Annotated in this window: 17 protein-coding genes, 1 tRNA gene and 3 rRNA genes; 13 read left to right on the top strand and 8 right to left on the bottom strand. The window is 69.1% G+C overall.

The window, feature by feature from the left end; genetic code table 11:
• The first annotated feature begins 106 nt into the window (after positions 1-106).
• Both MM438_RS11485 and MM438_RS11480 read left to right on the top strand, forming a co-directional pair.
• Complete coding sequence (locus tag MM438_RS11485; protein WP_241452619.1) at positions 107-541, top strand: molybdenum cofactor biosynthesis protein MoaE; 435 nt, start codon at positions 107-109, stop codon at positions 539-541.
• A 77-nt stretch (positions 542-618) separates the two neighbouring features.
• Complete coding sequence (locus MM438_RS11480) at positions 619-1,623, top strand: YlbL family protein (protein WP_241452618.1); 1,005 nt, start codon at positions 619-621, stop codon at positions 1,621-1,623.
• A 129-nt stretch (positions 1,624-1,752) separates the two neighbouring features.
• On the opposite strand, the gene MM438_RS11475 is transcribed toward MM438_RS11480, so the two are convergent.
• Complete coding sequence (locus MM438_RS11475; protein WP_241452617.1) at positions 1,753-2,292, bottom strand: PPA1309 family protein; 540 nt, start codon at positions 2,290-2,292, stop codon at positions 1,753-1,755.
• Between the two features lie 84 nt (positions 2,293-2,376).
• Between MM438_RS11475 and MM438_RS11470 the strand changes: the two genes are divergently transcribed.
• The 7 genes from MM438_RS11470 to MM438_RS11440 all read left to right on the top strand — a co-directional run bounded on the left by MM438_RS11470 (position 2,377) and on the right by MM438_RS11440 (position 14,124).
• Positions 2,377-5,382: a UPF0182 family membrane protein gene (locus MM438_RS11470; protein WP_241452616.1), complete on the top strand. Its 3,006-nt coding sequence runs from the start codon at positions 2,377-2,379 to the stop codon at positions 5,380-5,382.
• 111 nt (positions 5,383-5,493) lie between these two features.
• A tRNA-Met gene (locus MM438_RS11465) sits at positions 5,494-5,567 on the top strand.
• 603 nt (positions 5,568-6,170) lie between these two features.
• Positions 6,171-7,690, top strand: a 16S ribosomal RNA gene (locus MM438_RS11460).
• A 348-nt stretch (positions 7,691-8,038) separates the two neighbouring features.
• Positions 8,039-11,141: ribosomal RNA gene (locus MM438_RS11455) — 23S ribosomal RNA — on the top strand.
• A gap of 71 nt (positions 11,142-11,212) precedes the next feature.
• A 5S ribosomal RNA gene (gene rrf / locus MM438_RS11450) occupies positions 11,213-11,329 on the top strand.
• Together the 16S, 23S and 5S rRNA genes form the textbook arrangement of a ribosomal RNA operon.
• 94 nt (positions 11,330-11,423) lie before the next feature.
• Positions 11,424-12,752 (top strand): M16 family metallopeptidase, encoded by a 1,329-nt coding sequence (locus tag MM438_RS11445; protein WP_241452614.1) that lies wholly within the window; start codon positions 11,424-11,426, stop codon positions 12,750-12,752.
• A gap of 1 nt (position 12,753) precedes the next feature.
• A complete protein-coding gene (locus MM438_RS11440) occupies positions 12,754-14,124 on the top strand; it encodes a M16 family metallopeptidase (RefSeq protein ID WP_241452613.1) in 1,371 nt (456 codons plus the stop codon).
• Positions 14,125-14,561: 437 nt separating this feature from the next.
• On the opposite strand, the gene hisN is transcribed toward MM438_RS11440, so the two are convergent.
• The 4 genes from hisN to aroA form a co-directional block, all read right to left on the bottom strand.
• Positions 14,562-15,341 carry a histidinol-phosphatase gene (hisN, locus tag MM438_RS11435; protein ID WP_241452612.1) on the bottom strand — a complete coding sequence of 260 codons (780 nt, stop codon included), beginning with the start codon at positions 15,339-15,341 and terminating at the stop codon, positions 14,562-14,564.
• Between the two features lie 63 nt (positions 15,342-15,404).
• The gene (locus MM438_RS11430) at positions 15,405-15,890 is read right to left on the bottom strand and encodes a hypothetical protein (RefSeq protein ID WP_241452611.1); all 486 of its coding nucleotides are present in this window, start codon (positions 15,888-15,890) and stop codon (positions 15,405-15,407) included.
• Between the two features lie 229 nt (positions 15,891-16,119).
• Positions 16,120-17,220: a ribosome small subunit-dependent GTPase A gene (gene rsgA / locus MM438_RS11425; RefSeq protein ID WP_241452610.1), complete on the bottom strand. Its 1,101-nt coding sequence runs from the start codon at positions 17,218-17,220 to the stop codon at positions 16,120-16,122.
• Complete coding sequence (aroA, locus tag MM438_RS11420) at positions 17,217-18,644, bottom strand: 3-phosphoshikimate 1-carboxyvinyltransferase (RefSeq protein WP_277627965.1); 1,428 nt, start codon at positions 18,642-18,644, stop codon at positions 17,217-17,219. The genes rsgA and aroA overlap by 4 nt, the downstream gene beginning before the upstream one ends.
• A gap of 86 nt (positions 18,645-18,730) precedes the next feature.
• Here aroA and MM438_RS11415 point away from each other — a divergent pair, with 86 nt between their 5' ends.
• The 4 genes from MM438_RS11415 (at position 18,731) to MM438_RS11400 (ending at position 22,871) form a co-directional block, all read left to right on the top strand.
• A complete protein-coding gene (locus tag MM438_RS11415; protein ID WP_241452609.1) occupies positions 18,731-19,564 on the top strand; it encodes an SOS response-associated peptidase in 834 nt (277 codons plus the stop codon).
• A 229-nt stretch (positions 19,565-19,793) separates the two neighbouring features.
• Positions 19,794-20,417 (top strand): sigma-70 family RNA polymerase sigma factor, encoded by a 624-nt coding sequence (locus MM438_RS11410; RefSeq protein ID WP_241452608.1) that lies wholly within the window; start codon positions 19,794-19,796, stop codon positions 20,415-20,417.
• Entirely contained in the window at positions 20,417-20,671 is a 255-nt protein-coding gene (gene rsrA, locus MM438_RS11405) for a mycothiol system anti-sigma-R factor (protein ID WP_241452607.1), read from the top strand. Before MM438_RS11410 ends, rsrA begins: the two co-directional genes overlap by 1 nt.
• Positions 20,672-20,840: 169 nt before the next feature.
• Positions 20,841-22,871, top strand: coding sequence for an alpha/beta hydrolase (locus MM438_RS11400; RefSeq protein WP_241452605.1), 2,031 nt, complete (start codon positions 20,841-20,843; stop codon positions 22,869-22,871).
• A gap of 97 nt (positions 22,872-22,968) precedes the next feature.
• Here MM438_RS11400 and MM438_RS16955 read toward each other — a convergent pair whose 3' ends face one another.
• From MM438_RS16955 to MM438_RS11390, 3 genes are all read right to left on the bottom strand, one after another.
• A complete protein-coding gene (locus tag MM438_RS16955; RefSeq protein WP_372490264.1) occupies positions 22,969-23,043 on the bottom strand; it encodes a 50S ribosomal protein bL37 in 75 nt (24 codons plus the stop codon).
• A 236-nt stretch (positions 23,044-23,279) separates the two neighbouring features.
• Positions 23,280-23,672, bottom strand: a complete 393-nt coding sequence (gene sodN, locus MM438_RS11395) for a superoxide dismutase, Ni (RefSeq protein WP_241452604.1) — start codon at positions 23,670-23,672, stop codon at positions 23,280-23,282.
• Positions 23,673-23,782: 110 nt separating this feature from the next.
• Positions 23,783-24,136: a S26 family signal peptidase gene (locus MM438_RS11390; protein WP_241452602.1), complete on the bottom strand. Its 354-nt coding sequence runs from the start codon at positions 24,134-24,136 to the stop codon at positions 23,783-23,785.
• Between the last annotated feature and the right edge of the window lie 105 nt (positions 24,137-24,241).

Below are 24,241 nucleotides of genomic sequence, written 5' to 3'. Positions count from 1 at the left end.
GGGTCCTGGTGCTTCGTCCAACGCTAGGAGGTGCGTGGACGTTCCGTCACCTTCCCGTCACCCCGGCTAGTCTTCGGCGAGATATCAGCGCTCCGGAAGGTTCCCCGTGTCCCAGTCCCCTGCACCGGTCCGGCTCATCGCCATCCGTGACTCGGCCCTGTCCGTCGCCGAGGTGCTCGACGCGGTGACGGACCCACGCGCCGGTGGGGTCGTCCCCTTCGTGGGCGTGGTGCGGGACCACGACGCAGGCGGCGCCGTGACCGGGCTGGGCTACTCCGCGCACCCGTCGGCGGCCGACCGGCTGCGGGAGGTCGCGCAGGACGTCGCCACGCGCCACGAGGTCCTCGCCGTGGCCGCGGTGCACCGGGTCGGCGAGCTGGTGGTCGGGGACCTGGCGGTGGTCTGCGCCGTCGCGGCCGCGCACCGGGGAGCGGCCTTCGACGCCTGCCGCGACCTGGTCGACACCCTCAAGTCGACCGTGCCGATCTGGAAGCACCAGGTCTTCGCGGACGGCTCCGACGAGTGGGTGGGACTGCCGTGAGGGAGCGGTCCGGGGCCTCGCGGGTGCGAGCTGCGGGGCGGGCTCGCGGTTCGCACCGGCCGCTCGTGGTGCTCGCGGTGACGACGCTGGCCGCGGTGGCGCTCGCCTTCGTCCGGCTGCCCTACGTCATCCTCTCGCCGGGGCCCGCCATCAACACCCTCGGCACCAACGAGGAGGGCCACCCGCTCATCACCGTGCCCAAGGACAAGGACCACCCCGCGGGCGGGGCGCTCAGCCTGACGGCCGTGTCGGTCCGCGGTGGGCCGGGCCGGCTGCTCAACGCCTACGACCTGGTCGCAGCCTGGGTGGCGGGAGACCGGGAGATCCTGCCCGAGGAGGTGGTCTACCCCAAGGGCTCGACGGGCGAGCAGGTCAAGAAGGCCGGCCAGGCGGAGATGTCCCACTCGCAGGAGGACGCCGTGGTGGTCGCCGAGCGCGCGCTCGGTCTGCAGGTCGGGGAGACGGTCGCGGTCGGTCAGATCCCCGAGGGCTCGAGTGCTGCGGGACGGCTCCAGGTGGGTGACCGGATCCTGGCGGTCGGGGGCCGCCCGGTGACCACCAGCGAGCAGCTCCGACAGCAGATCCAGGGGTATGCCGACGGCTCTGCCGTCGCGGTCCGGGTGCTGCGCAAGGGGGCGCAGCGCACGGTGACGCTGCCGGTGCACCTCAAGGACGGTCGCAAGGTCGTGGGCATCGGCCTCTCCGTCGACTACACCCTGCCCGTGCCGGTCACCATCGATCCCGGTCAGGTCGGAGGCCCGTCGGGCGGGCTCATGTTCTCGCTGGGCGTCTACGACCGGCTGACTCCCGGCGACCTCACGGGCGGGCGGCGCATCGCGGGCACCGGGACCATCTCGCCGGGCGGGCAGGTCGGCCCGATCGGCGGGATCCACCAGAAGGTCGTGGGGGCCCGGGGTGCCGGGGCGGAGTGGTTCCTCGCCCCCGCCGCCAACTGCCCGGAGGTCACCCGGGACGTGCCCGACGGCATCCGCGTCGTCAAGGTGGAGACCTTCGCGCAGGCCCTCGCCGGCGTGCAGGCCATTGCGGCGGGCCGTGCCGACGGCCTGCCCCGCTGCGGGTGACCTGCTGCGGGTGACCTGGGACCGGTCCGCAGGAGGTCCGGCGCGGGCAGGGTGACGGTCCGGCCGGGCACCCGCCGTCGCCACGCCCGCCGGGCCGGTCTCGTCCTGCGCCGCCTCGTGGGCTGCCGGTCAGTCCGTGAGGGTCCCGCGCAGCGCCTCGACCAGGCCCGGCGCGATGTCCGCCCCCATCGCGACGGCGTCGTCGCTGTCGTGGGCGCGCTGGCGCAGGAGGGTGACCTGCTCGCCGCCGCGCTCCACGGCCACGAGCAGCCGCACGTCCTGCCGGTCGGGGTGGGCGGCGAGGTAGGCCGTCGCCGCCTCGGGGTCCTGCGGCATACCGCTCTCGGCCGCCGGGGGCACCACGATCCGCTCGACGCTGATGGCCGTGCCGGCGACCTCCTCGGGCCACACGATCTGGGCGAGGAGCTCCTCGAGCCCCTCGGCCTCGGGCAGGTCCTCCTGCTCGATGGCGGTGAGGCCGTCGGGGTCTTCCTCGGCGAGCCGCGGGCTCAGCTGCGGCTCGGCGGCGAGCAGGTCGCCGGTGCGCACGAGCGCGAACAGTCGCGTGGGCTGGTCCCAGCCGGAGCGGGATACGTGCCGCTCCGTGTCGACGGCGCAGGTGATGAGCGGGGTGGGCACGATGCGGGGCGTCTGGGTCACGGTCGCCATTCTTCCAGCCCTGCGGGGTAGGTTGTCCGCGAAGACCGTTCCTGGCTGTCCGGCCGGTGACGACCCGTGCAGGAGGACCCGAGCGTGAGCGACGACGAGGCCCCGCGCCCCCGGGACGGGCAGGACGGGGGGCCGGCCGGAGCGGGACACGTGACGTTGCCGGGCGGCCGCCGTCGTCGGCGCGGGGTGACGGGACCGCTCGTCACGATCCTGGCGATGGTGGCCCTGGCCCTCGGCGCCCTGGCGGGTCTGTGGACCGAGGTGCTGTGGTTCGCCTCCCTCGGCCGGCAGGGGGTGCTCACCACCGAGCTGACGACCCGGACCCTGCTCTTCCTGGTCGGCGCGGTGACCGTGGGCGGGCTGACCTTGTCGAGCATCGTGCTGGGCCACCGGCTCCGTCCGGTCTACGCACCGGTCACGCAGGAGCAGGTGGCGCTGGACCGCTACCGGACCGTGCTGGATCCCTTGCGCCGGCTGGCGACCTGGGTGGTCCCCGGGGTGCTGGGGATCCTGTCGGGCACGGCGCTCGCGAGCCAGTGGCAGACCTTCCTCCTGTGGCGCTACCAGGTTCCCTTCGGCCGCAAGGACGCCCAGTTCGGGATGGACGTGGGGTTCTTCGTCTTCACGCTGCCGTGGCTGCGCTTCCTGGTGGACTTCACGCTGATGTCCTTGGTGCTGGCCGCGATCGTGGCCGGCCTGACCCACTACGTGTACGGCGGGCTCCGCCCCCCGGGTGCGGGGGGCCGGTCGAGCCGCGCCGCCGTCGTCCACCTGTCCTGCCTGTTCGCCGCCCTGGCGCTGGTGCAGGGGCTGAGCTACTGGTTGGGTCGGTACGACCTGGCGCTCGCGGAGGGTCCCCGGATCACGGGTGTCACCTATGCCGCCGACCACGCCGTCCTGCCGGGGCGCTCGATCCTCGCCGCCGCGGCGGTGCTGTGCGCGCTGTTCTTCCTGGCGTCGATCCGGACGGGATCGTGGCGGCTGCCGGTCGTGGGGGTGGCCCTGCTCGCCGTGACCGGTCTCGTGGTGGGCACGATCTACCCGATGCTCGTGCAGAGCCTCAAGGTGCGGCCGAGCGAGCGGACCCTGGAGCAGCCCTACATCCGGCGCAACATCGACGCGACGCGGGCGGCCTTCGGCCTGGACAAGGTCGTGCAGACGCCGTACGCCGCGGAGGCGACGGCCGCGCCCGGGCAGCTGCGGGGGGACGCGCAGACCATCCCGGGCATCCGGATCGTCGATCCTGCCGTCGTGGGCAAGACCTTCGAGGCGCTCCAGTCGGTCAAGGCCTTCTACTCCTTCCCGACCGCCCTGGACGTCGACCGGTATGTCGTGGACGGGCGCTCGGTGGACGCGGTCGTCGGGGCGCGAGAGCTGCGGCTGGCCGACCTGGATCCCGCCCGGCGGAACTGGGTCAACGACCACACCTTCTACACCCACGGCTACGGCCTCGCGGCGGCCTACGGCAACCGGCGCGGGCCGGACGGGCAGCCGGTGTTCTTCGAGCAGAACATCCCCACCACCGGGAGGCTCGGTCCCTACGAGCCGCGCATCTACTTCGGCGAGGAGTCGCCGACCTATTCGATCGTCGGCGCGCCGCCCGGCAGCGGCGACGCGGAGCTCGACCACCCCGACGCGTCGGCGGGGGGCGAGCGGCGCACCACCTATCGGGGGTCCGGTGGGGTGCCCATCGGATCCTTGCCGCGCCGGCTGGCCTACGCCATCACCTACCGCGAGCCCAACATCCTGCTGTCGAGCACCGTCAACGCCGAGTCGCGCCTGCTGGATGTCCGGTCCCCGCGGGAGCGGATAGGCAAGGTCGCGCCCTGGCTCACCCTGGACGGCGATCCTTACCCGGCGGTCGTCTCCGGACGGATCCAGTGGATCGTCGACGGCTACACCACGAGCTCGAGCTATCCCGGCTCCCAGCTCACCGAGCTGCAGGACGTGACGACGGATGCCCTGACGCAGACCTCGCGCAACCGCACCGCCCAGGCGCCGGCGCGGGTCAACTACGTGCGCAACTCGGTGAAGGCGACGGTGGATGCGTATGACGGGACCGTGCACCTGTACTCCTGGGACGAGCAGGATCCGATCCTGCGGTCGTGGATGCGTGCCTTCCCGGGGGTGGTCGAGCCGCGCTCGGCGATCAGCGGGGCCCTCATGTCGCACCTGCGCTACCCGCAGGACCTGTTCAAGGTGCAACGCTCCATGCTCGGTCGCTACCACGTGACCGATCCGGCCAGCTTCTTCGGTGGCCAGGACTTCTGGAAGGTCCCGTCCGATCCGGCGCAGCGGGCGACCGTCGAGACGCCGAGCCAGCCGCCCTACTACCTGTCGGTGCAGGTGCCGGGCCAGAGCGCCCCGACGTACTCGCTCACGTCGACCTTCACGCCGGAGAACCGCACGGTCCTGTCGGCCTTCCTGTCCGCAGACGCGGACGCCGGGGACCAGCCGGGTCGACCCCGGGAGGGCTACGGCACGCTGCGCCTGCTCGAGCTGCCCAAGGACGCCCAGGTGCAGGGGCCGCAGCAGGTGGCGAACGAGATCTCCTCGAGCGCGGCCTCGTCGCCGCGGTTCGCCCTCACGCTGGGGCAGTTCCTCAACAGCGGGTCCTCCGGGGGATCCAAGGTGGCCAAGGGCAACCTCCTTACGTTGCCCGTCGGTGGGGGAGTGCTCTACGTGCAGCCGATCTACGTGCAGGCGTCGGCCGGCACCTCGGCCTACCCGCAGTCCAAGGCCATCGTCGCGAGCTTCGGAGACAAGCTCGCCTGGTCCGACACCCTCGACGGAGCGCTGGACGGTCTCTTCGGCGGGAGCTCCGGGGCGACAGCCTCCCCCGGGGGTGAGACGCCTCAGGCTCCGACCACGGGATCGGCGGAGGTCGCCCGCCAGCTGGCGCTCGCCCAGCAGGCGATGGCTGACGCGGACAAGGCGCTCGCGGCTCGCGACTTCACGGCGTACGGCGAGGCCCAGCGCCGGCTCCGCGCCGCGATCGAGGCGGCCGCCGCGGCCCAGCGACCGGGTCAGACGACCGTGGTGCCGCCGACCCCGCCGCCGCTGGCCACCGCACCCGCACCGACGGCGTAGCCCCCTTCCCCCACGCCCTCCGCCGGGGCACCCGGCACCACCCCGAGCTCGCTTCCGGGGTGACGGATTTGCGTGAGGCGGCCACCGTCCCGTAGCCTCGGACCATACCGACGCGGGGTGGAGCAGCTCGGTAGCTCGCCGGGCTCATAACCCGGAGGTCGCAGGTTCAAATCCTGCCCCCGCTACGAATCGCGTGAGCAACGACGAAGGCCCGGACCAGATGGTCCGGGCCTTCGTCGTCGTCCGTGGGCCGGTGCCGGTCCGAGCGGAGAGCGGCGCGTCATGGTGCCAGGGCCGGGGTGCCGTAAACCGTGGCGGCCGCCGGACGTCTGGGGCTGCGAGCGTCTCGGCTCGCGGAGTGCACCACGCCCGCCCGATTCACCCCGATTTTGCTCAGCCGCCACCTGCTGTGTACTGTCTCTCCTCGTGCCCCGGACACGGAGCGCAACTCCTCCCTCGAACGTCCAACAGGACGGCGAGAGAGTGGGTTGACACCGAGCCGAGCATGAGTTAAGTTGGACGAGTTGCCCAAAGCGGGTCGCGAGTTTGTCTAGGTCACATCGACCAAGACGGCAAGTTGACACGCCGAGGCGAAACGAAGTAAGTTTAAAGAGTTGCTGCAGAGCGAACAGCGCGAAAAGCGCTCGGGAGCACTGCAAGCGTCCGATGTTTGAGAACTCAACAGCGTGCCTAAGTTTGATGCCAATTTTTTACCTCGTTTGAGGTTCCTTTGGTAGACGGACAGCAACGTCAGGTTGTTGTTCTGTTTGCTGGGATTGTACAAATTTTCTACGGAGAGTTTGATCCTGGCTCAGGACGAACGCTGGCGGCGTGCTTAACACATGCAAGTCGAACGATGAAGCCCAGCTTGCTGGGTGGATTAGTGGCGAACGGGTGAGTAACACGTGAGTAACCTGCCCTTCACTCTGGGATAACTCCGGGAAACCGGGGCTAATACTGGATACGACCCACGCAGGCATCTGCAGTGGGTGGAAAGCATTGTGGTGGAGGATGGACTCGCGGCCTATCAGCTTGTTGGTGAGGTAGTGGCTCACCAAGGCGACGACGGGTAGCCGGCCTGAGAGGGCGACCGGCCACACTGGGACTGAGACACGGCCCAGACTCCTACGGGAGGCAGCAGTGGGGAATATTGCACAATGGGCGAAAGCCTGATGCAGCGACGCCGCGTGAGGGATGAAGGCCTTCGGGTTGTAAACCTCTTTCAGCTCTGAAGAAGCGAAAGTGACGGTAGGAGCAGAAGAAGCACCGGCTAACTACGTGCCAGCAGCCGCGGTAATACGTAGGGTGCGAGCGTTGTCCGGAATTATTGGGCGTAAAGAGCTTGTAGGTGGTTTGTCGCGTCTGCGGTGAAAATCCAACGCTTAACGTTGGACTTGCCGTGGGTACGGGCAGACTAGAGTGTGGTAGGGGAGACTGGAATTCCTGGTGTAGCGGTGAAATGCGCAGATATCAGGAGGAACACCGATGGCGAAGGCAGGTCTCTGGGCCATAACTGACACTGAGAAGCGAAAGCATGGGGAGCGAACAGGATTAGATACCCTGGTAGTCCATGCCGTAAACGTTGGGCGCTAGGTGTGGGGCTCATTCCACGAGTTCCGTGCCGCAGCTAACGCATTAAGCGCCCCGCCTGGGGAGTACGGCCGCAAGGCTAAAACTCAAAGGAATTGACGGGGGCCCGCACAAGCGGCGGAGCATGCGGATTAATTCGATGCAACGCGAAGAACCTTACCAAGGCTTGACATACACCGGAAACATCCAGAGATGGGTGCCCCGCAAGGTCGGTGTACAGGTGGTGCATGGTTGTCGTCAGCTCGTGTCGTGAGATGTTGGGTTAAGTCCCGCAACGAGCGCAACCCTCGTTCTATGTTGCCAGCACGTGATGGTGGGGACTCATAGGAGACTGCCGGGGTCAACTCGGAGGAAGGTGGGGACGACGTCAAATCATCATGCCCCTTATGTCTTGGGCTTCACGCATGCTACAATGGCCGGTACAAAGGGCTGCGATACCGCGAGGTGGAGCGAATCCCAAAAAACCGGTCTCAGTTCGGATTGGGGTCTGCAACTCGACCCCATGAAGTCGGAGTCGCTAGTAATCGCAGATCAGCAACGCTGCGGTGAATACGTTCCCGGGCCTTGTACACACCGCCCGTCAAGTCACGAAAGTCGGTAACACCCGAAGCCGGTGGCCTAACCCTTGTGGGGGGAGCCGTCGAAGGTGGGACTGGCGATTGGGACTAAGTCGTAACAAGGTAGCCGTACCGGAAGGTGCGGCTGGATCACCTCCTTTCTAAGGAGCATATGCCTCTTCACCACCGAACGTGTGGTGGGGGTGCTCAAGGGTGGAACATCGAACGGATGGCGCCGGCTGGTGCTGGTGGCGAGTACGGCTCGGGACTCCTTTCGGGGGGTGTCGGGTGGGGAAAGTTGCTGGTGGTGGTGGGTGTCGTGGCGCGCTGTTGGGTCCTGAGACATCGGGCTGCCCCTGGTATGGCTGGGTCTTCCTGTGTGGAGGAGCTGGTCGGGGGTGTGTCGGGTTGTTTCTCCTGGACTGTCGAAGCCATGCCTGTGGGTGTGGTGATGTGGTGGTCACGGGTTTGTGTTTTGAGAACTACACAGTGGACGCGAGCATCTTTGTGGCCAAGTTTTTAAGGGCGCACGGTGGATGCCTTGGCACCAGGAACCGACGAAGGACGTAGGAATCTGCGATAAGCCTCGGGGAGTCGATAACCAGACTGTGATCCGAGGATTTCCGAATGGGGAAACCCGGCTGGAGGTATGTCCAGTCACCTGCACCTGAATATATAGGGTGTGTGGAGGGAACGTGGGGAAGTGAAACATCTCAGTACCCACAGGAAGAGAAAACAACAGTGATTCCGTCAGTAGTGGCGAGCGAACGCGGAAGAGGCTAAACCGGTCGTGTGTGATACCTGTCAGGGGTTGCACGGCCGGGGTTGTGGGACTTTCCTACCAGCACTGACATGCTGGTGAGCAGTAAGAAATCCATGATGTAGGCGAACGGTCTTGAAAGGCCGGGCACAGAGGGTGTTACCCCCGTAGCCGAAACGTCGTGGACTGCTGGAGAGCATCCCAAGTAGCACGGGGCCCGAGAAATCCCGTGTGAATCTGGCAGGACCACCTGCTAAGCCTAAATATTCCCTGGTGACCGATAGCGGACAAGTACCGTGAGGGAAAGGTGAAAAGTACCCCGGGAGGGGAGTGAAATAGATCCTGAAACCGTGCGCTTACAATCCGTCGGAGCCTCTTTGTGGGGTGACGGCGTGCCTTTTGAAGAATGAGCCTGCGAGTTAGTGCTCAGTGGCGAGGTTAACCCGTGTGGGGAAGCCGTAGCGAAAGCGAGTCCGAACAGGGCGATAGAGTCGCTGGGTCTAGACCCGAAGCGAAGTGATCTACCCATGGCCAGGTTGAAGCGCGGGTAAGACCGCGTGGAGGACCGAACCCACCTAGGTTGAAAACTGGGGGGATGAGCTGTGGGTAGGGGTGAAAGGCCAATCAAACTTCGTGATAGCTGGTTCTCCCCGAAATGCATTTAGGTGCAGCGTCACGTGTTTCTTGCCGGAGGTAGAGCTACTGGATGGCTGATGGGCCCCACCGGGTTACTGACGTCAACCAAACTCCGAATGCCGGTAAGTGAGAGCGTGGCAGTGAGACTGCGGGGGATAAGCTCCGTAGTCGAGAGGGAAACAGCCCAGATCACCAGCTAAGGCCCCTAAGCGTGTGCTAAGTGGAAAAGGATGTGAAGTTGCTGTGACAACCAGGAGGTTGGCTTAGAAGCAGCCACCCTTTAAAGAGTGCGTAATAGCTCACTGGTCAAGTGATTTTGCGCCGACAATGTAGCGGGGCTCAAGCACACCGCCGAAGCTGTGGCATTGACACATTGCTAAGCCCTTGTGGTTCAGGCGTGTTGATGGGTAGGGGAGCGTCGTGTGGCGAGTGAAGCGGCGGAGTGATCCAGTCGTGGACGCCACACGAGTGAGAATGCAGGCATGAGTAGCGAATGACGGGTGAGAAACCCGTCCGCCGAATAACCAAGGGTTCCAGGGTCAAGCTAATCTGCCCTGGGTAAGTCGGGACCTAAGGCGAGGCCGACAGGCGTAGTCGATGGACATCCGGTTGATATTCCGGAACCGGCGCAGTACCGCCCCTAGCGAGGCTGGTGATACTAAACCTGGTGAAGCGGCTCTAACCACCTTCGGGTGGGTGAGTCGTGGATGAGGTGACCTGAGCCAGTAGTAGTTAAGCGATGGAGTGACGCAGGAAGGTAGCCTCCGCGTGGCGATGGTTGTCCACGTCTAAGGATGTAGGCCGGCATGTAGGAAAATCCGCATGCCATGTGGCTGAGATCTGATAGTGACCGCGTATGCGGGAAGAGGGTGATCCTATGCTGCCTAGAAAAGCTTCTAGCGAGGGACTGAGCCGCCCGTACCCCAAACCGACTCAGGTGGTTAGGTAGAGAATACCAAGGCGATCGAGTGAATCGTGGTTAAGGAATTCGGCAAAATGCCCCCGTAACTTCGGGAGAAGGGGGGCCATGAGCGTGACGCACCTTGCGTGTAGAGCGTGAGTGGCCGCAGAGACCAGGGGGAAGCGACTGTTTACTAAAAACACAGGTCCGTGCGAAGAAGTAATTCGATGTATACGGACTGACGCCTGCCCGGTGCTGGAACGTTAAGGGGACCGGTTAGCCTCACGGCGAAGCTGAGAACTTAAGCGCCAGTAAACGGCGGTGGTAACTATAACCATCCTAAGGTAGCGAAATTCCTTGTCGGGTAAGTTCCGACCTGCACGAATGGCGTAACGACTTCCCTACTGTCTCAACCGCGAACTCGGCGAAATTGCACTACGAGTAAAGATGCTCGTTACGCGCAGCAGGACGGAAAGACCCCGGGACCTTTACTATAGCTTGGTATTGGTGTTCGGTACGGCTTGTGTAGGATAGGTGGGAGACTGTGAAGCATGCACGCCAGTGTGTGTGGAGTCAACGTTGAAATACCACTCTGGTCGTTCTGGATATCTAACCTCGGTCCGTGATCCGGATCAGGGACAGTGCCTGGTGGGTAGTTTAACTGGGGCGGTTGCCTCCTAAAGGGTAACGGAGGCGCCCAAAGGTTCCCTCAGCCTGGTTGGCAATCAGGTTTCGAGTGTAAGTGCACAAGGGAGCTTGACTGTGAGACAGACATGTCGAGCAGGGACGAAAGTCGGGACTAGTGACCCGGCGGTGGCTTGTGGAAGCGCCGTCGCTCAACGGATAAAAGGTACCCCGGGGATAACAGGCTGATCTTGCCCAAGAGTTCATATCGACGGCATGGTTTGGCACCTCGATGTCGGCTCGTCGCATCCTGGGGCTGGAGTAGGTCCCAAGGGTTGGGCTGTTCGCCCATTAAAGCGGTACGCGAGCTGGGTTTAGAACGTCGTGAGACAGTTCGGTCCCTATCCGCTGTGCGCGTAGGAAACTTGAGAAGGGCTGTCCCTAGTACGAGAGGACCGGGATGGACGAACCTCTGGTGTGTCAGTTGTTCTGCCAAGAGCACCGCTGATTAGCTACGTTCGGGAGTGATAACCGCTGAAAGCATCTAAGCGGGAAGCACGCTTCAAGATGAGGTTTCCATGCCCCTAGAGGGTGAGAGGCTCCCAGCTAGACTACTGGGTTGATAGGCCGGATGTGGAAGCACGGTAACGTGTGGAGCTGACCGGTACTAATAAGCCGATAACTTGACCCGAAGATTGCTCGCGTCCACTGTGTAGCTCCCGACACACAAACCTTCCTGGTTTGTTGACAAGTCGATAGAGTTACGGCGGTCATAGCGTAAGGGAAACGCCCGGTCTCATTCCGAACCCGGAAGCTAAGCCTTACAGCGCCGATGGTACTGCACTGGTGACGGTGTGGGAGAGTAGGACGCCGCCGGACAATCATTCACGTGTAGCCCCCAACCACAGGTTGGGGGCTACACGCATTTCTGGACCCATGGCTCGCTGAAGGCTTCGTGCCCTAGGGTTCTCCTATGCCCCTGAGCTATCAGATCTCCGAGCGGACCTTGGCCAACGGCCTGCGCGTCATCGTCAACGAGGACCACCGCGTCCCGACGGTGACCGTCAACCTTTGGGTCGGTGTCGGCTCCCGCCACGAGGTGGCGGGAGGTACGGGATTCGCCCACCTCTTCGAGCACCTCATGTTCCAGGGGTCCGCCAACGTCGCCGGCGGCGAGCACTTCGCTGTGCTGATGGCGCACGGAGCCCGGCTGAACGCGACCACGTGGTTCGATCGGACCAACTACTTCGAAACCGTTCCCACCGGGGCTCTCGAGCTGGCGCTGTGGCTGGAGGCAGACCGGCACGGGCGACTGCTCGAGGCCGTGACGCAGGAGAACCTCGACAACCAGCGCGACGTGGTCAAGGAGGAGAAGCGGCAGCGGTACGACAACCAGCCGTACGGCTTCGCCCTTGCGGACGTGTACGCCACCGTGTTCCCCGAGGGGCATCCGTACCACCACAGCACGATCGGCTCGATGGCCGACCTGGATGCGGCGAGCCTGGAGGACGTGCATGCCTTCTTCCACCGGTACTACGGTCCCGACAACACCACCCTCACCCTCTCGGGAGCCGTGACCGCGGCAGACGGCTTCGCGGCGGTGGAGAAGTACTTCGGAGGACTCCCCGCGTCCGCGGCTCCGGCTCGCGGCCCGGTGCCGGCGCTGCCGCCCCTGACCGAGCCGGCCCGCCTCGAGCGGCGCGATGACGTGCCGAGCGACCGACTCTTCATCGGCTTCCGGCTCCCGGTCGATGACACCGACGAGTTCTACGCTGCCAGCGCCGCCTTGGACGTCCTGGCGGGACTGTCCACCTCGCGGGCCTACACCCGACTGGTCCGCCGTGAGCAGCTGGCCACCTCCGTGCAAGGCCTCGCCTGGGGTCTGGTCGACGGGGTGAGCCTGGGTCTGATCACCATGGACGTCGCCGAGGGGGTGGACGCTGCCGATGCCGAGCAGGCGCTGTGCGAGGAGCTCGAGCGGCTCGCGCAGGACGGCCCCACCGAGGTGGAGCTCGAGTCCGTGCTGGCCCAGAGCGAGCGGGCCTGGCTGAGCGCCCTGGCGTCGCAGGCCGAGCGCGCGGATGCCATCTGCGGGCATGCCGCGCTGCACGGGGACGCCACCTTCATCAACACCTTCCTCGACCGGATCGCCGCCATCACGCCCCAGCAGGTGCAGCAGGCAGCCCGGGAGTACCTGCAGCCACGCAACCGCGCGGTCGTCGCCTACCTGCGCCGGCAGGACGACATACGCGCGCAGGACACCCAGCGGACGCCGGACCCGACCACCAGCCAGGAGGCCTGAGATGAGCCAGTCCACCATCCCGCCGAGGCCGCAGGTCGGCGAGCCGGCAGCCTGGGCGTTCCCGACGCCGAGCGAGCACGTCCTCGACAACGGTCTGAGGCTGCAGGTGTTCCACACGCCGGGCCAGTACGTCGCCAGCGTGCGCCTCGCCGTACCAGCCTTCCCGGCGCTGGAGCCCCTCGAGCAGGAAGGTCTGCTGGCGATCCTCAGCCGCACCTTCGACGAGGGCACCCAGAACCACACGGCCGAGGAGTTCGCCGAGCTGCTCGAGCACGGCGGCATCGCGCTCGGCTCCTCGACGAGCGAGTTCGGCATGGTGCTCGACCTCGACGTCGCGGTCGCCCGCCTCGAGCGGGGGATGGAGCTCTTCGCCGAGTGCGTGCGGCGGCCGGCCTTCCCCGAGGACGAGATCGAGCGCGCCCGACGACGGCGCCTCGCGGACATCGAGCAGGAGACGGCCGACCCCCGGTCCCGTGCGGCCCGCGAGTTCGCCCGCACCTTCTACGACCCCGACGCGCGGGCGTCGCGCCCCTCCGCAGGCACTCCCCAGAGCGTCCGCGCCATCACGGCGGAGTCGGTGCGCGCCTTCCACACCGACCACGTCGGCCCCCTCGGCGCCACGCTGGTCGTGGCGGGGGACTTGTCGCCGCTGGGCCCGGACGCCACCACCGTGGTGCGGGATCTGGTAGAGCGGTTCTTCGGGGACTGGGCGGCGCAGCGGATCGCCCCCACCGCCCCGCAGGCGCCGGTGCGCCGGGACGACGCCGCGAGGATCGTCGTGGTGGACCGGCCGGGGTCGGTGCAGTCCGAGCTGTATGTCGGGTGCCTGGGGCCGGACCGCCGCCACGGGTGGGGAGCCTACCCGGTGCTGTCCTTCCTCCTGGGCGGGTCGCCGCAGGCCCGGGTCGACGCCGTGCTGCGCGAGGACAAGGGCTACACCTACGGGATGCGCACGTCCTTCGTGCCACGCGCCCACGACGGGCTGCTCCTCGCGTCCGGGTCGGTGCGCGCAGACGCCACGGCGGAGTCGGTCCAGCTGCTGCTGACGATCCTGGAGGACGCGCGCGCCGGCTTCGAGGCGGACGAGGTGCGCGACGGGGTCGCCTTCGTGAGCATGACCGCCCCGGGGCGCTACGCCACGGCCGACGCCATCGCGGACGAGGCCGCCGGGCTGGCCCTCGAGGGGCTGCCGCCCACGTGGGTGACCGAGATGTTGACCCAGACCCGCGAGCTGGAGCCGCAGGCGCTCCTGCGGGCCTACGAGCGCGCCCAGGTGGGCGTCTGGACCGTCGTGGTCGTCGGCGACGCCGCGCAGGTGGCCCCGCAGCTCACCGCGCTGGGTCGCGGTGAGGTCGAGGTGCGCGATCGCTGAGCCCGCGCCCCCGCGACGAGGTCCCTGGGCCCAAAGCCGAGGGCGTCGGAGAACCGCTGCCGAGACGTCGATCGCGGGAGGCCGGCGGGCGCCGACGGCACGCCGTCGGGGTGGCTCGCGTCGGGGTGGGGAGCCGGCGGCCTCGCCGGCAACCGACCTGGTCGCCGGGGAGCGTGGGGCGAGGTGCTCCGGGCTCCCTCGGGCGAGCGCTCACCGGTCGACGCCCCACGCCTCCGGCACGGGGCGGGGCAGGCCCCGGAGCGCTGGACGGCAGGTGACGACGCTGCGGCTCCCAGGGCGGGCCGCGTAGGCCGCGGGGAACGCGAGCAGGGAGGGGCTCCCGGGCACGGACCCAGCCCCGATCAGGGATGGACGTCCTCACCTGTGGTCCGGCGTGCGGGTGCCGTCCGGATGCGGGGAGCCTGGGCCGTGGGCGGTCAGCCCAGGCGGCGCAGGACCTCGTCGTGCAGCAGCCCGTTGGTGGCCACGGCGTTGCCGCCCCACGGAGCGGCGGAGCCGTCGAGAGAGGTGAACCGCCCACCAGCCTCGGTGACGATGGGGACCAGGGCGGCCATGTCGTACTCCGCGAGCGAGGGCTCGGCGGCCAGGTCCACGGCGCCCTCGGCGACGAGCATGTAGGACCAGAAGTCGCCATACGCCCGGGTGCGCCAGCAGTCGTCCATCAGCTGGAGGAAGGCCTCCAGCCGATCCCGCTCCCGCCAGCCACCCAGGCTCGCGTAGGACATCGACGCGTCCTCGATCCGAGAGACCTGGGACACCTGGATGCGCTTGGCGGAGAACAGGTTGCGACCCGTCCAGGCGCCGGTGCCCCGGGCCGCCCACCAGCGGCGGCCGAGCGCCGGCGCGGACACCAGACCCATCACCGGCTCGTCCCCGTCGACCAGGCCGATGAGGGTCGCCCAGACGGGAAGTCCCCGGACGTAGTTCTTGGTGCCGTCGATGGGGTCGATGATCCAGCGGCGGGCCCCGTGCCCGGTGGTGCCGAACTCCTCGCCCTGGACGGCGTCCCGGGGGCGGGTGCGCTTGAGCTGGCCGCGCATGAGCTCCTCCGCGTCCCGATCCGCGTCGGTCACGGGCGTGAGGTCGGGCTTGGTGTCCACCACGAGCGACTCCGACCGGAATCGCGTCATCGTCACGCGCTCGACGGAGTCGGCGAGGACGTGAGCGAGTCGGACATCGTCGTCATAGGTGATCACCACCGTAACGTAACCCTGAGTCACTGAATGTGGCCCAGATTGTCCGCGACGCGCCAAAGGCCCTCACCCGATCAGGTGTATTACTGCTCTCTGCGTGGAGAGTGGTGACGCACAAGGGTGAGCCAGGGGCGGTGGCAGACCACCAGGACGAGAACCCAGGCCAGCCCGAGCAGCCCACCACTGACCACGTCGGTCGACCAGTGGTGCCCCAGGAAGACCCGCGAGAGCCCCATCCAGGACGATCCACAGCGCTGCGGTCGCCGTGGCCGTCGTGCGCGAGCGGTGGTGGCGCGGGTGCGTGAGCAGCAGGTAGGTCAGCACCCCGATGATCACCGTGGTGTTGAGGGTGCGCCCGGAGGGGAAGGACGGCGAGTGCTCGTAGGGCGGGACGGCGTCGGCCAGGGGCAGCCGCACCCGCCCGACGGTGCTCTTGCCCACCACGGTCATCGCCAGGGAACCGGCGGCCGCCAGCAGCGTCAGCGCCACCGGCGCCCACGAGCGCCAGGCCAGGGCGGCGATCGCCACGAGGGTGAGCGAGAGGACCGGCATCCCCACCGGTCCACCGATGTCGGTGAACCAGGTGACGGCCCCCGGTCACCGCCCGGGCGAGCCACTGCCCCAGACGGGTGCGCCAGCGGGTCAGGTCGCGCTCGCCGATGGTCGTCCTCGACGGGGCGTCGGGTCAGGTCCACCCCGCCGGTGTGGGGGCCGCCGGCCCTCGCGGGGGCCAGGACAGGTCCGATCGTGGGCGCCCGCTCAGCAGGGGCTCAGCCCGTCATCAGCGCTCGAGCTCGCGGCCGCCCCGCTCGTCAGGGCGGTCGTCGCCACCCGCCCGGGCCCGCAGCAGGCGGCGCAACGAGTCCAGGCGTGCGGCGCCGCCGACGCCCGCGCGGCCCGCCGCCACCCACTCGTCGAGCGCGCACTCCACCTCGTCGTGGCTGCACCCGCGGGGACACTCCTGCGTCCCCGCCGCGAGGTCCGGGAAGTGCTGGATCACCCGGTCCAGGTCCACGTACGCCAGCCCGAAGCTGCGGACACCGGGCGTGTCCACCACCCAGCCGGCGTCGCCGGGCAGCCGCAGCGCGATCGCGGAGGTGGACGTGTGTCGCCCACGGCCGGTCACGTCGTTGACGTGGCCGGTCGTGCGCCGGGCCTCGGGGACGAGCAGGTTGACCAGCGTGGACTTGCCGACCCCGCTGTGGCCCACCAGGACGCTGACCCGCCCGGTCAGTGCCTCCCGAAGCTCCTCCAGACCCCGGGTCCGGGCGGCCAGCTCCGGGGCATCCGCCCGCGATGAGAGGTCGTCGGTGTCCGGGATCGTCGAGGTGGCGATGCAGCGCACGTCCAGGGCCGAGTAGGCCTCGACCCAGGGCGCCGGGTCGACCAGGTCGGCCTTGGTCAGCACGAGCACCGGCTCCAGGCCCGCGTCGTAGGCCGCCACCAGGCAGCGGTCGATCATCCGCGGGCGCGGCTCGGGATTGGCCAGGGCGGTGACGATGACGAGCTGGTCCACGTTGGCGACGATGACCCGCTCGACCGGGTCCGTGTCGTCGGCCGTGCGCCGCAGCACCGACGAACGCTCGTGCTGCCGCACGATGCGCGCGAGGTGGTCCGGGCCGCCCTGCAGGTCGCCCACCAGCCCGACGCGGTCACCGACCACGACGCTCTTGCGGCCGAGCTCGCGAGCCTTCATGGCCGTGACGACCCGCTCCTGCGGCCCACCCTCGTCGACCAGGGTGGTGTAACGACCCCGGTCGACCGCGGTGACCAACGCCTCGACGGCGTCGTCGTGGCTCGGCCGGTCCTTGGTGCGCGGTCGGGAACCCTTGCGGCTGGGGCGGATCCGCACGTCGCTCTCGTCATACGTCCGCCTGCTCACCGCCGCCTCCCGCCGAACAGCCGACCCCGCTCGGCGCGCTCCTGCTCGCCCCGGCCCGGCTCGGCCTGCGGGGGCGCGGCGAGGAGGTCGCTCCACCGGCCCGCGAAGTCCGGCAGCGTCTTGCCGGTCGTGGCGACGTCCTCGACGACCACGCCGGGGACACGCAGGCCCACGACGGCCGCCGCCATGGCCATGCGGTGGTCGGCGTAGGTGCGTAAGAGCTCGCCGTGAAGCGGGCGGGGCCGGATCAGCAGCCCGTCCTCGGTCTCGACGACGTCGCCGCCGAGACGGTTCAGCTCGAGGGCCAGGGCCGCGAGCCGGTCGGTCTCGTGGTGGCGGATGTGCGCCACGCCACGGATCCGCGTGGGGGAGTCGGCCAGGGCCGCGACGGCCGCCACCACCGGGGTCAGCTCGCTCGCGTCCCGCAGGTCGACGTCGACGCCGTGCAGCCCCCGCCCCACCACCGTGAGCCCCTCGCGGTCCAGGACGACGTCGGCCCCCATCGCCTCGAAGACCCCACGGACCAGGTCCCCGGCCTGCGTGGTGAACTGCGGCCAGGCCGGGACGTGCACCCGACCGCCCGTCACCAGCGCGGCCGCGAGGAACACCGCGGCGTTGGACAGGTCCGGCTCGACGGTGACGTCCAGCGCGTTGATCTCGCTGGGCTCCACCCGCCAGGTGTCCGGGTCACCGTCGTCGACCATGACGCCGGCGTCCCGCAGGGTCTCCACCGTCATCCGGATGTGCGGGAGGCTGGGCAGGGCCGGCCCCGCGTGGCGCACCGTGAGACCCCGGTCGAAACGGGCGCCCGACAGGAGCAGGGCCGAGATGAACTGGCTGCTGCCGGAGGCGTCGACGGTGACCTCGCCGCCGGGGAGGGCTCCCCGGCCGTGCACGGTGAAGGGCATCGCGCCCCAGCCCCCGTCCTCGACCACCGCGCCGAGGCCCCGCAGGGCCTCCAGCACCGGGCCGACCGGGCGGGCGCGGGCCTGAGGGTCCCCGTCGAAGGTGACCGGCCCGTCCGCGAGCGCGGCCACCGGGGGCAGGAAGCGCATCACCGTCCCGGCGAGCCCGACGTCCACCAGGGCCGGACCGCGCAGCGGGGCCGGACGGACCAGCCAGTCGGGACATCCCGGGTCCTCGCCGTCGTGGTCCTCCACCTCGACCCCGAGGCTGCGCAGGGCCTGCGCCATGAGCAAGGTGTCGCGCGAGCGCAGGGGGCGGCGGATCCGCGAGTCGTCGTTGGCCAGGGCCGCCAGGACCAGGAAGCGGTTGGTGATGGACTTGCTCCCCGGCAGGACGGCCACCGCGTCCACCGGCCCGTCGGCCGTGGGTGCGGCCCAGTCGCCGGGCGACGACGGCGGCGCGCCCGAGGCGGCGAAGGACGGGGAGGGGCGATGGTCAGGGTCCGCGGGGCGCGTCAACGAGGGTCCTTGGTCGAGGAGACGGTGCTGCGACAACAGTAGCCACTGGACCCCATGACAGCGCGTGACCGGCCATGATGAAGCACATGTGTGGACGCTACGCAGCCAGCAAGGACGTCGCCGAGCTCGTGGAGCTCCTCGACGTCGAGCAGGACGCCACGGGCGAGCCGACCCGGGGGGTCGCCCGTGCAGAGCCCGGCGCGGGCGTCTCGCCCGACTACAACATGGCCCCCACCAAGGCCGCCCCCGTCGTGCTCACCAGGCGCCCGCGCGGCGCCTCGGCCGGGGACGACGCCGAGCCCGTCCGGCAGCTGCGCCTGCTCACCTGGGGGCTCGTCCCGTCCTGGGCCAAGGACGTCACGGTCGGGGTCCGGATGATCAACGCCCGCGCGGAGACCCTCCTGGACAAGCCGGCCTACGCGCGGGCGGCCCGCGCGCGGCGGTGCCTGGTCCCCGCGGACGGGTACTACGAATGGCAGCAGAGCCCGACGGCGTGCGACGCGAAGGGCAAGCCGCGCAAGCAACCCTTCTTCATCAGTCGGGCCGACGGGCAGCCCTTGGTCATGGCGGGGGTGTACGAGCTGTGGCGCGACCGGACCCTGCCCGACGGCGACCCCGCGTCGTGGCTGACGACGTACGCCGTCATCACCACTGCCGCCGAGCCCGGCCTGGACACCATCCACGACCGTCAGCCGCTCGTCCTGGATCCCGAGCAGTGGGCCGCCTGGCTCGACCCGGAGCGGACCGGCGACGAGCACGTCCGGGGGATGATCGAGGGCCAGCGGCCCGGGCGGTTCGACGCCTGCCCGGTGAGCACCGCGGTCAACGACGTCCGCAACAACGGCCCGCAGCTGCTCGCACCTGCCCCCGCCGACCAGCTCGTCGGGGTGGTCGACCCCGCCACCGGCGAGGTGCGGTGAGGGGCCCGGACCCGGGGAGGGCGCCCCGTCCGGCGGCCCGCCCGGTGCCCCGCCCGGCGGCCGGCCATGGCCAGCCGCCGGAAATAGCCGGGGGAGGAGGGGCGTTGACGGGGAGGACCGCCGACCCGAGGAGCAGCCCGTGCTAGTCACCCCCGTCCTCCCGACGGCCGAGCACCCGTCCTTGGACATTGCGCCGCAGCCGCGGCTCGCCGGACTAGGCTTGCCCGCGATGACTGACATCGACGTGGCGACCGAGAGCACGGCCGAGCGCCAGGCCCGCTTCGAGACCGAGGCACTGCCCTTCCTCGACCAGCTCTACAGCGCCGCCCTGCGGATGACCCGCAACCCGGCGGACGCGGAGGACCTGGTCCAGGAGACCTTCGCCAAGGCGTACGGCGCGTTCCACCAGTACAAGCCCGGCACCAACCTCAAGGCCTGGTTGTACCGCATCATGACGAACGCGTACATCAACACCTACCGCAAGAAGCAGCGCGAACCGCTCCAGTCCGACGCCGCCGAGATCGAGGACTACCAGCTGGCCCGCGCCGGGTCGCACTCCTCGACCGGCAACCGGTCCGCCGAGATGGAGGCGCTCGACCACCTGCCCGACAGCGACGTCAAGCGGGCGCTGCAGGAGATCCCGGAGGACTTCCGCCTCGCGGTCTACCTCGCGGACGTGGAGGGCTTCGCCTACAAGGAGATCGCCGAGATCATGGGCACGCCCATCGGCACGGTGATGTCCCGCCTGCACCGCGGCCGGCGACAGCTACGCGACCTGCTCACCGACTACGCCGTGGAGCGCGGGTTCGTCACCGGCTCCTCCACCGCCGAGGACGAGGGGGCGGATGCGTGATGGGCGAGCACCTCGACTGCTCCAACTTCATGGATCACGTCTTCGAGTTCCTCGACGGCGAGCTCGACGAGTCGCAGTGCGAGGAGTTCGCCCGGCACCTGCGCGAGTGTCCCCCCTGCCTAGACGAGTACCAGCGGGACCAGGCGCTGAAGGCACTGGTCCGGCGCAGCTGCCCCTGCGAGCAGGCTCCTACCCAGCTGCGCACCCAGATCATCGCGAGCTTCACCAGCATCACCCTCGAGTACGGCCGCTGACCCTGTGCCCCGCCGCGCGTGCGGGCCCCGCCGCCCACCCCCTGCCATGACCGGTTGACGTTCTGCCACGCCACCGATCCGAGCGGGTCGCGCCCAGGCCCGGTCTCAGGAACCCGTACCATGCTGCGAGCATGCCCGGACCAGGGGCGATGTCGATGGAGGTCCAGACGTGGAGCTGACCGGGAACGCCTTCGTGGCCATCACGGTGATGGTGGCGGTGGCCGCGCTGGTCGGGGGCGCGGTGCTCAGCGGACGGAGCACCCGCAGCTGGGTGGGACTGGCCCAACGACTGCTCGTCCAGCTCGTCGTCGTGGCGCTCGGGGTCACCGCCATGGCGGTCGTCCTCAACCGGGACAACAAGTGGTACGCCAGCTGGTCCGACCTGATCCACGGGTCGGCCGGCACGGAGCAGGCCAGCACCACCGGAGCCCAGGGGGCCGCCGCCTTCGCCTCGGACCGCCCCACACCCACCGCCTCGGCCACCCGGCGCACGCTGCCGCCGCTGCCGCAGCCCGGATCGAGGGTGCAGACCTACACCGTGACCGGGCCACGCAGCCGCCTCAGCGGCAGGATCGTCGTCCTGCTCCCGGCCGGCTACACCGACCCCGCCCAGGCGATGCGGGACTACCCGGTCCTGGTGGCGATGCACGGCTACCCCGGCACTCCCGAGCAGTGGCTCGACGCCATGTCGGCGCAGAAGTCGCTCGACGCGGCCCAGGCCGGCGGCAAGACCGGCCCCGTCGTGCTCGTGGCACCCCAGCTCGAGTTCCCCGGCGGCGCCGACTCGGAGTGCGTGGACGCGCCCGGCGGCGCCCAGGTCGAGACCTGGCTCACCACCGACCTCCCGACCTGGGCGCGCAGCACCCTGCGCGTCCGCACCGATCGGGCCTCCTGGGCCGCGACCGGCTTCTCCGCCGGCGCCTACTGCGCGGCCATGGTGGCCGTGAAGCACCCCGACACCTATGGCGGCGCCATCATGCTGGGCGGCTACACCAAGCCGGCGTTCAGCGGGAAGTCCCCCCTGACGACCCCGCAGCAACGGGCGGCATACGACCTGCCCGCCCTCGTGGCGACCCGCCGCCCGCCGGTCGCCATCTGGGCCCAGACCTCCGACGTGGACCAGTTGTCCTACGGCTCGACCAAGGCGCTCGCCGCCGCGGCCAAGGCACCCACCTCGGTCACCACCCTGCTCGACCACGGCACCGGGCATCGCACGGCGGTGTGGGCGGCGCACCTTCCCGTCGTCCTCCAATGGCTCGGCGCCACCGTGCCGGGCTTCTCGGTGAAGGCAGCCGCCGCCACGCCCACGGGGGGCCCCGCGGCGCCGGCGACCCCTGCCGTGGCGGCCGCGCCGACGCTGCCGCCCGGCTTCACCCCGCTGCCGGTGGCCCGAGGACGGCTCATGAAGACCGTCCTCGCCGGCAAGGCCTCCGGCGTCACCATGCCCGTCTGGGTGTGGCTGCCGCCGGCATATGACGACCCGGCCAAGGCCGGCACCCACTTCCCGGTGCTGATGATGTTCCCCGGCGGCGACGGCGCGGGCTACACCCAGTGGTATGACTTCGGGCAGCCTCAGCTGCTCGCCGACGGCGCTCGGGCCGGGAAGTACTCGGACTTCGTGATGGTCATGCCGTCGATGCAGGTCGCCAAGAACCTCGACACCGAGTGCACCGACCTGCCCGGTCAGCCGAAGGTCGAGACCTTCTTCGTCCAGGACGTGGTCGGGATGGTCAAGCAGAACTTCCGGGTGCTGCCGCAGGCCACCGCCTGGGCCGCCGGAGGTGACTCCAGCGGGGCCTACTGCGGGGCCCGTCTTGCCTTCGCCCACCCCACGACGTTCTCCACGGTCGCCTCGCTGTCGGGCTACTTCGTCATCGACAGCAATGTTCCCTCCGGCAAGACCGCCGCGGCCCTCGCCACCAGTCCCAAGGCGCTCGCCTCGGGCCCCCACCCGCCGCCGGTCACGCTGCGGAACTGGGTCGGGAGCAATCCCGAGGAGCAGTTCTCGGCGAAGGTCTACCGCTCCTTCGCCGCCGTGGTGAAGCCACTCACGCGAGTCAGCCTGGCCCAGGGCAAGGGCGGCCACAACTGGAAGTCCTTCCGGACGATGCTGCCGGAGATGTTCACCTGGCTCACCCAGCAGCTCGACAAGCCGGCCCCCGGCCCGACGGCGCCCGTCGCCCGGCCCGCACCGCACTGACGACGACGGGCTCCAGGCCCCGGCGGGTATGACGAAGGCCCCTGCCGCACCAGCGGGTCAGGGGCCTTCGTGCGTCGCCGGACGCATGATCTGACGATCAGGCGTTGGGCTTGCGGCCGTGGTTGGCGCCGTTCTTCTTGCGGGCACGACGCTTGCGGGCGCGCTTGCTCATGAGGACTCCTCAGATCGGGTATCGCGCCCGCCCCGGAGGCCGGTGGCAGCGCGTTGGCCCAGGACGGGCCTCAAAGATCAAGTGTCGCACAGGAGCACCCTGGCCCCGAAACCGATCCGTCGCGGCGGGTGAACCCGACGGACCGAGCACCGCCCACGCAGACGCCGAGGGTGCGGGCCGGAGCAGGGAGGACGTCGTCCCCGCGGTGGCCCGCACCCTCGGTGCAGGGAAGGGGGTCAGCCCTTCTTGGTCTCCGCGAAGATGGCGGCGATCTCGTCGATCTTGGCCAGGAGCTCGTCGGCCTTGGCGATGTCCCACTCGCCCTTGGTGCCGGAGGCGCCCGCGAGCTTGGTGGCCTCGTTGACGAGGGTGTGCAGCTGCGGGAACTTCTCGAAGTGCGGGGCCTTGAAGTAGTCGGTCCACAGCACCCACAGGTGCTCCTTGACCAGCTGGGAGCGCTGCTCCTTGATGATGGTGGCGCGCATCTTGAAGTCGGGGTCCGGGTTGTCCTTGACCTTCTCCATGATGGCCTTGACGGACTGGGCCTCGATGCGGGCCTGGGCGGGGTCGTAGACGCCGCAGGGCAGGTCGCAGTGGGCGTGAACCTCGACGGGGGCGAACGTGAACATCGTCAGTGCCTTTCGCGAAGACTGTCCGTGGCGGGACGCCACGTCTGGGCATCAACCTAACCCGAGCGGTGGGTGGCTGGCGATCTTGCCGGGCCCGCAGGTGCGGCTGGTCAGTCCTCGGGGCGGGAGAACCGTGGCAGCCGCAGCAGGGGCGTGGGGACGCGCTTGACCACCAGTCCCTCGATGTCCTCGTCGCGGAGGGCGCCGACGTGCCAGGAGTCGATCCCCTCGCGCGGGTTGTCCCGCTCGACCCACCAGCCCTCGCGGGTTTTGGGATCGCGCCCCGTCACGCGCTTGACGGACAGCGGCCGAGGCCCCTGCTCGCCGTCGGGCAGCCGGACGACGGCCAGCCGACCGATCCGCGGTCGCACCCCGAAAGCCACGAGAAGCCAGTCGCCCTCGTGCAGGGTGGGCTCCATCGAACGACCGCGGACGACGGCGAAACCAAGGTGAGGGCGAGGCATCCGGGGACCTACCTGACGAGTCGGGTGCTGCGTGCCGGTCCAGCGTATGCCGTGCGGCCGGGCTCCCGGCACGCGCGTCCTCCGCACCGGCTGCGGAGGGCCCTG

This window comes from Arsenicicoccus dermatophilus (assembly GCF_022568795.1).
GTDB lineage: Bacteria > Actinomycetota > Actinomycetes > Actinomycetales > Dermatophilaceae > Arsenicicoccus > Arsenicicoccus dermatophilus.
This window is presented reverse-complemented; position numbering and strand designations above follow the sequence as displayed.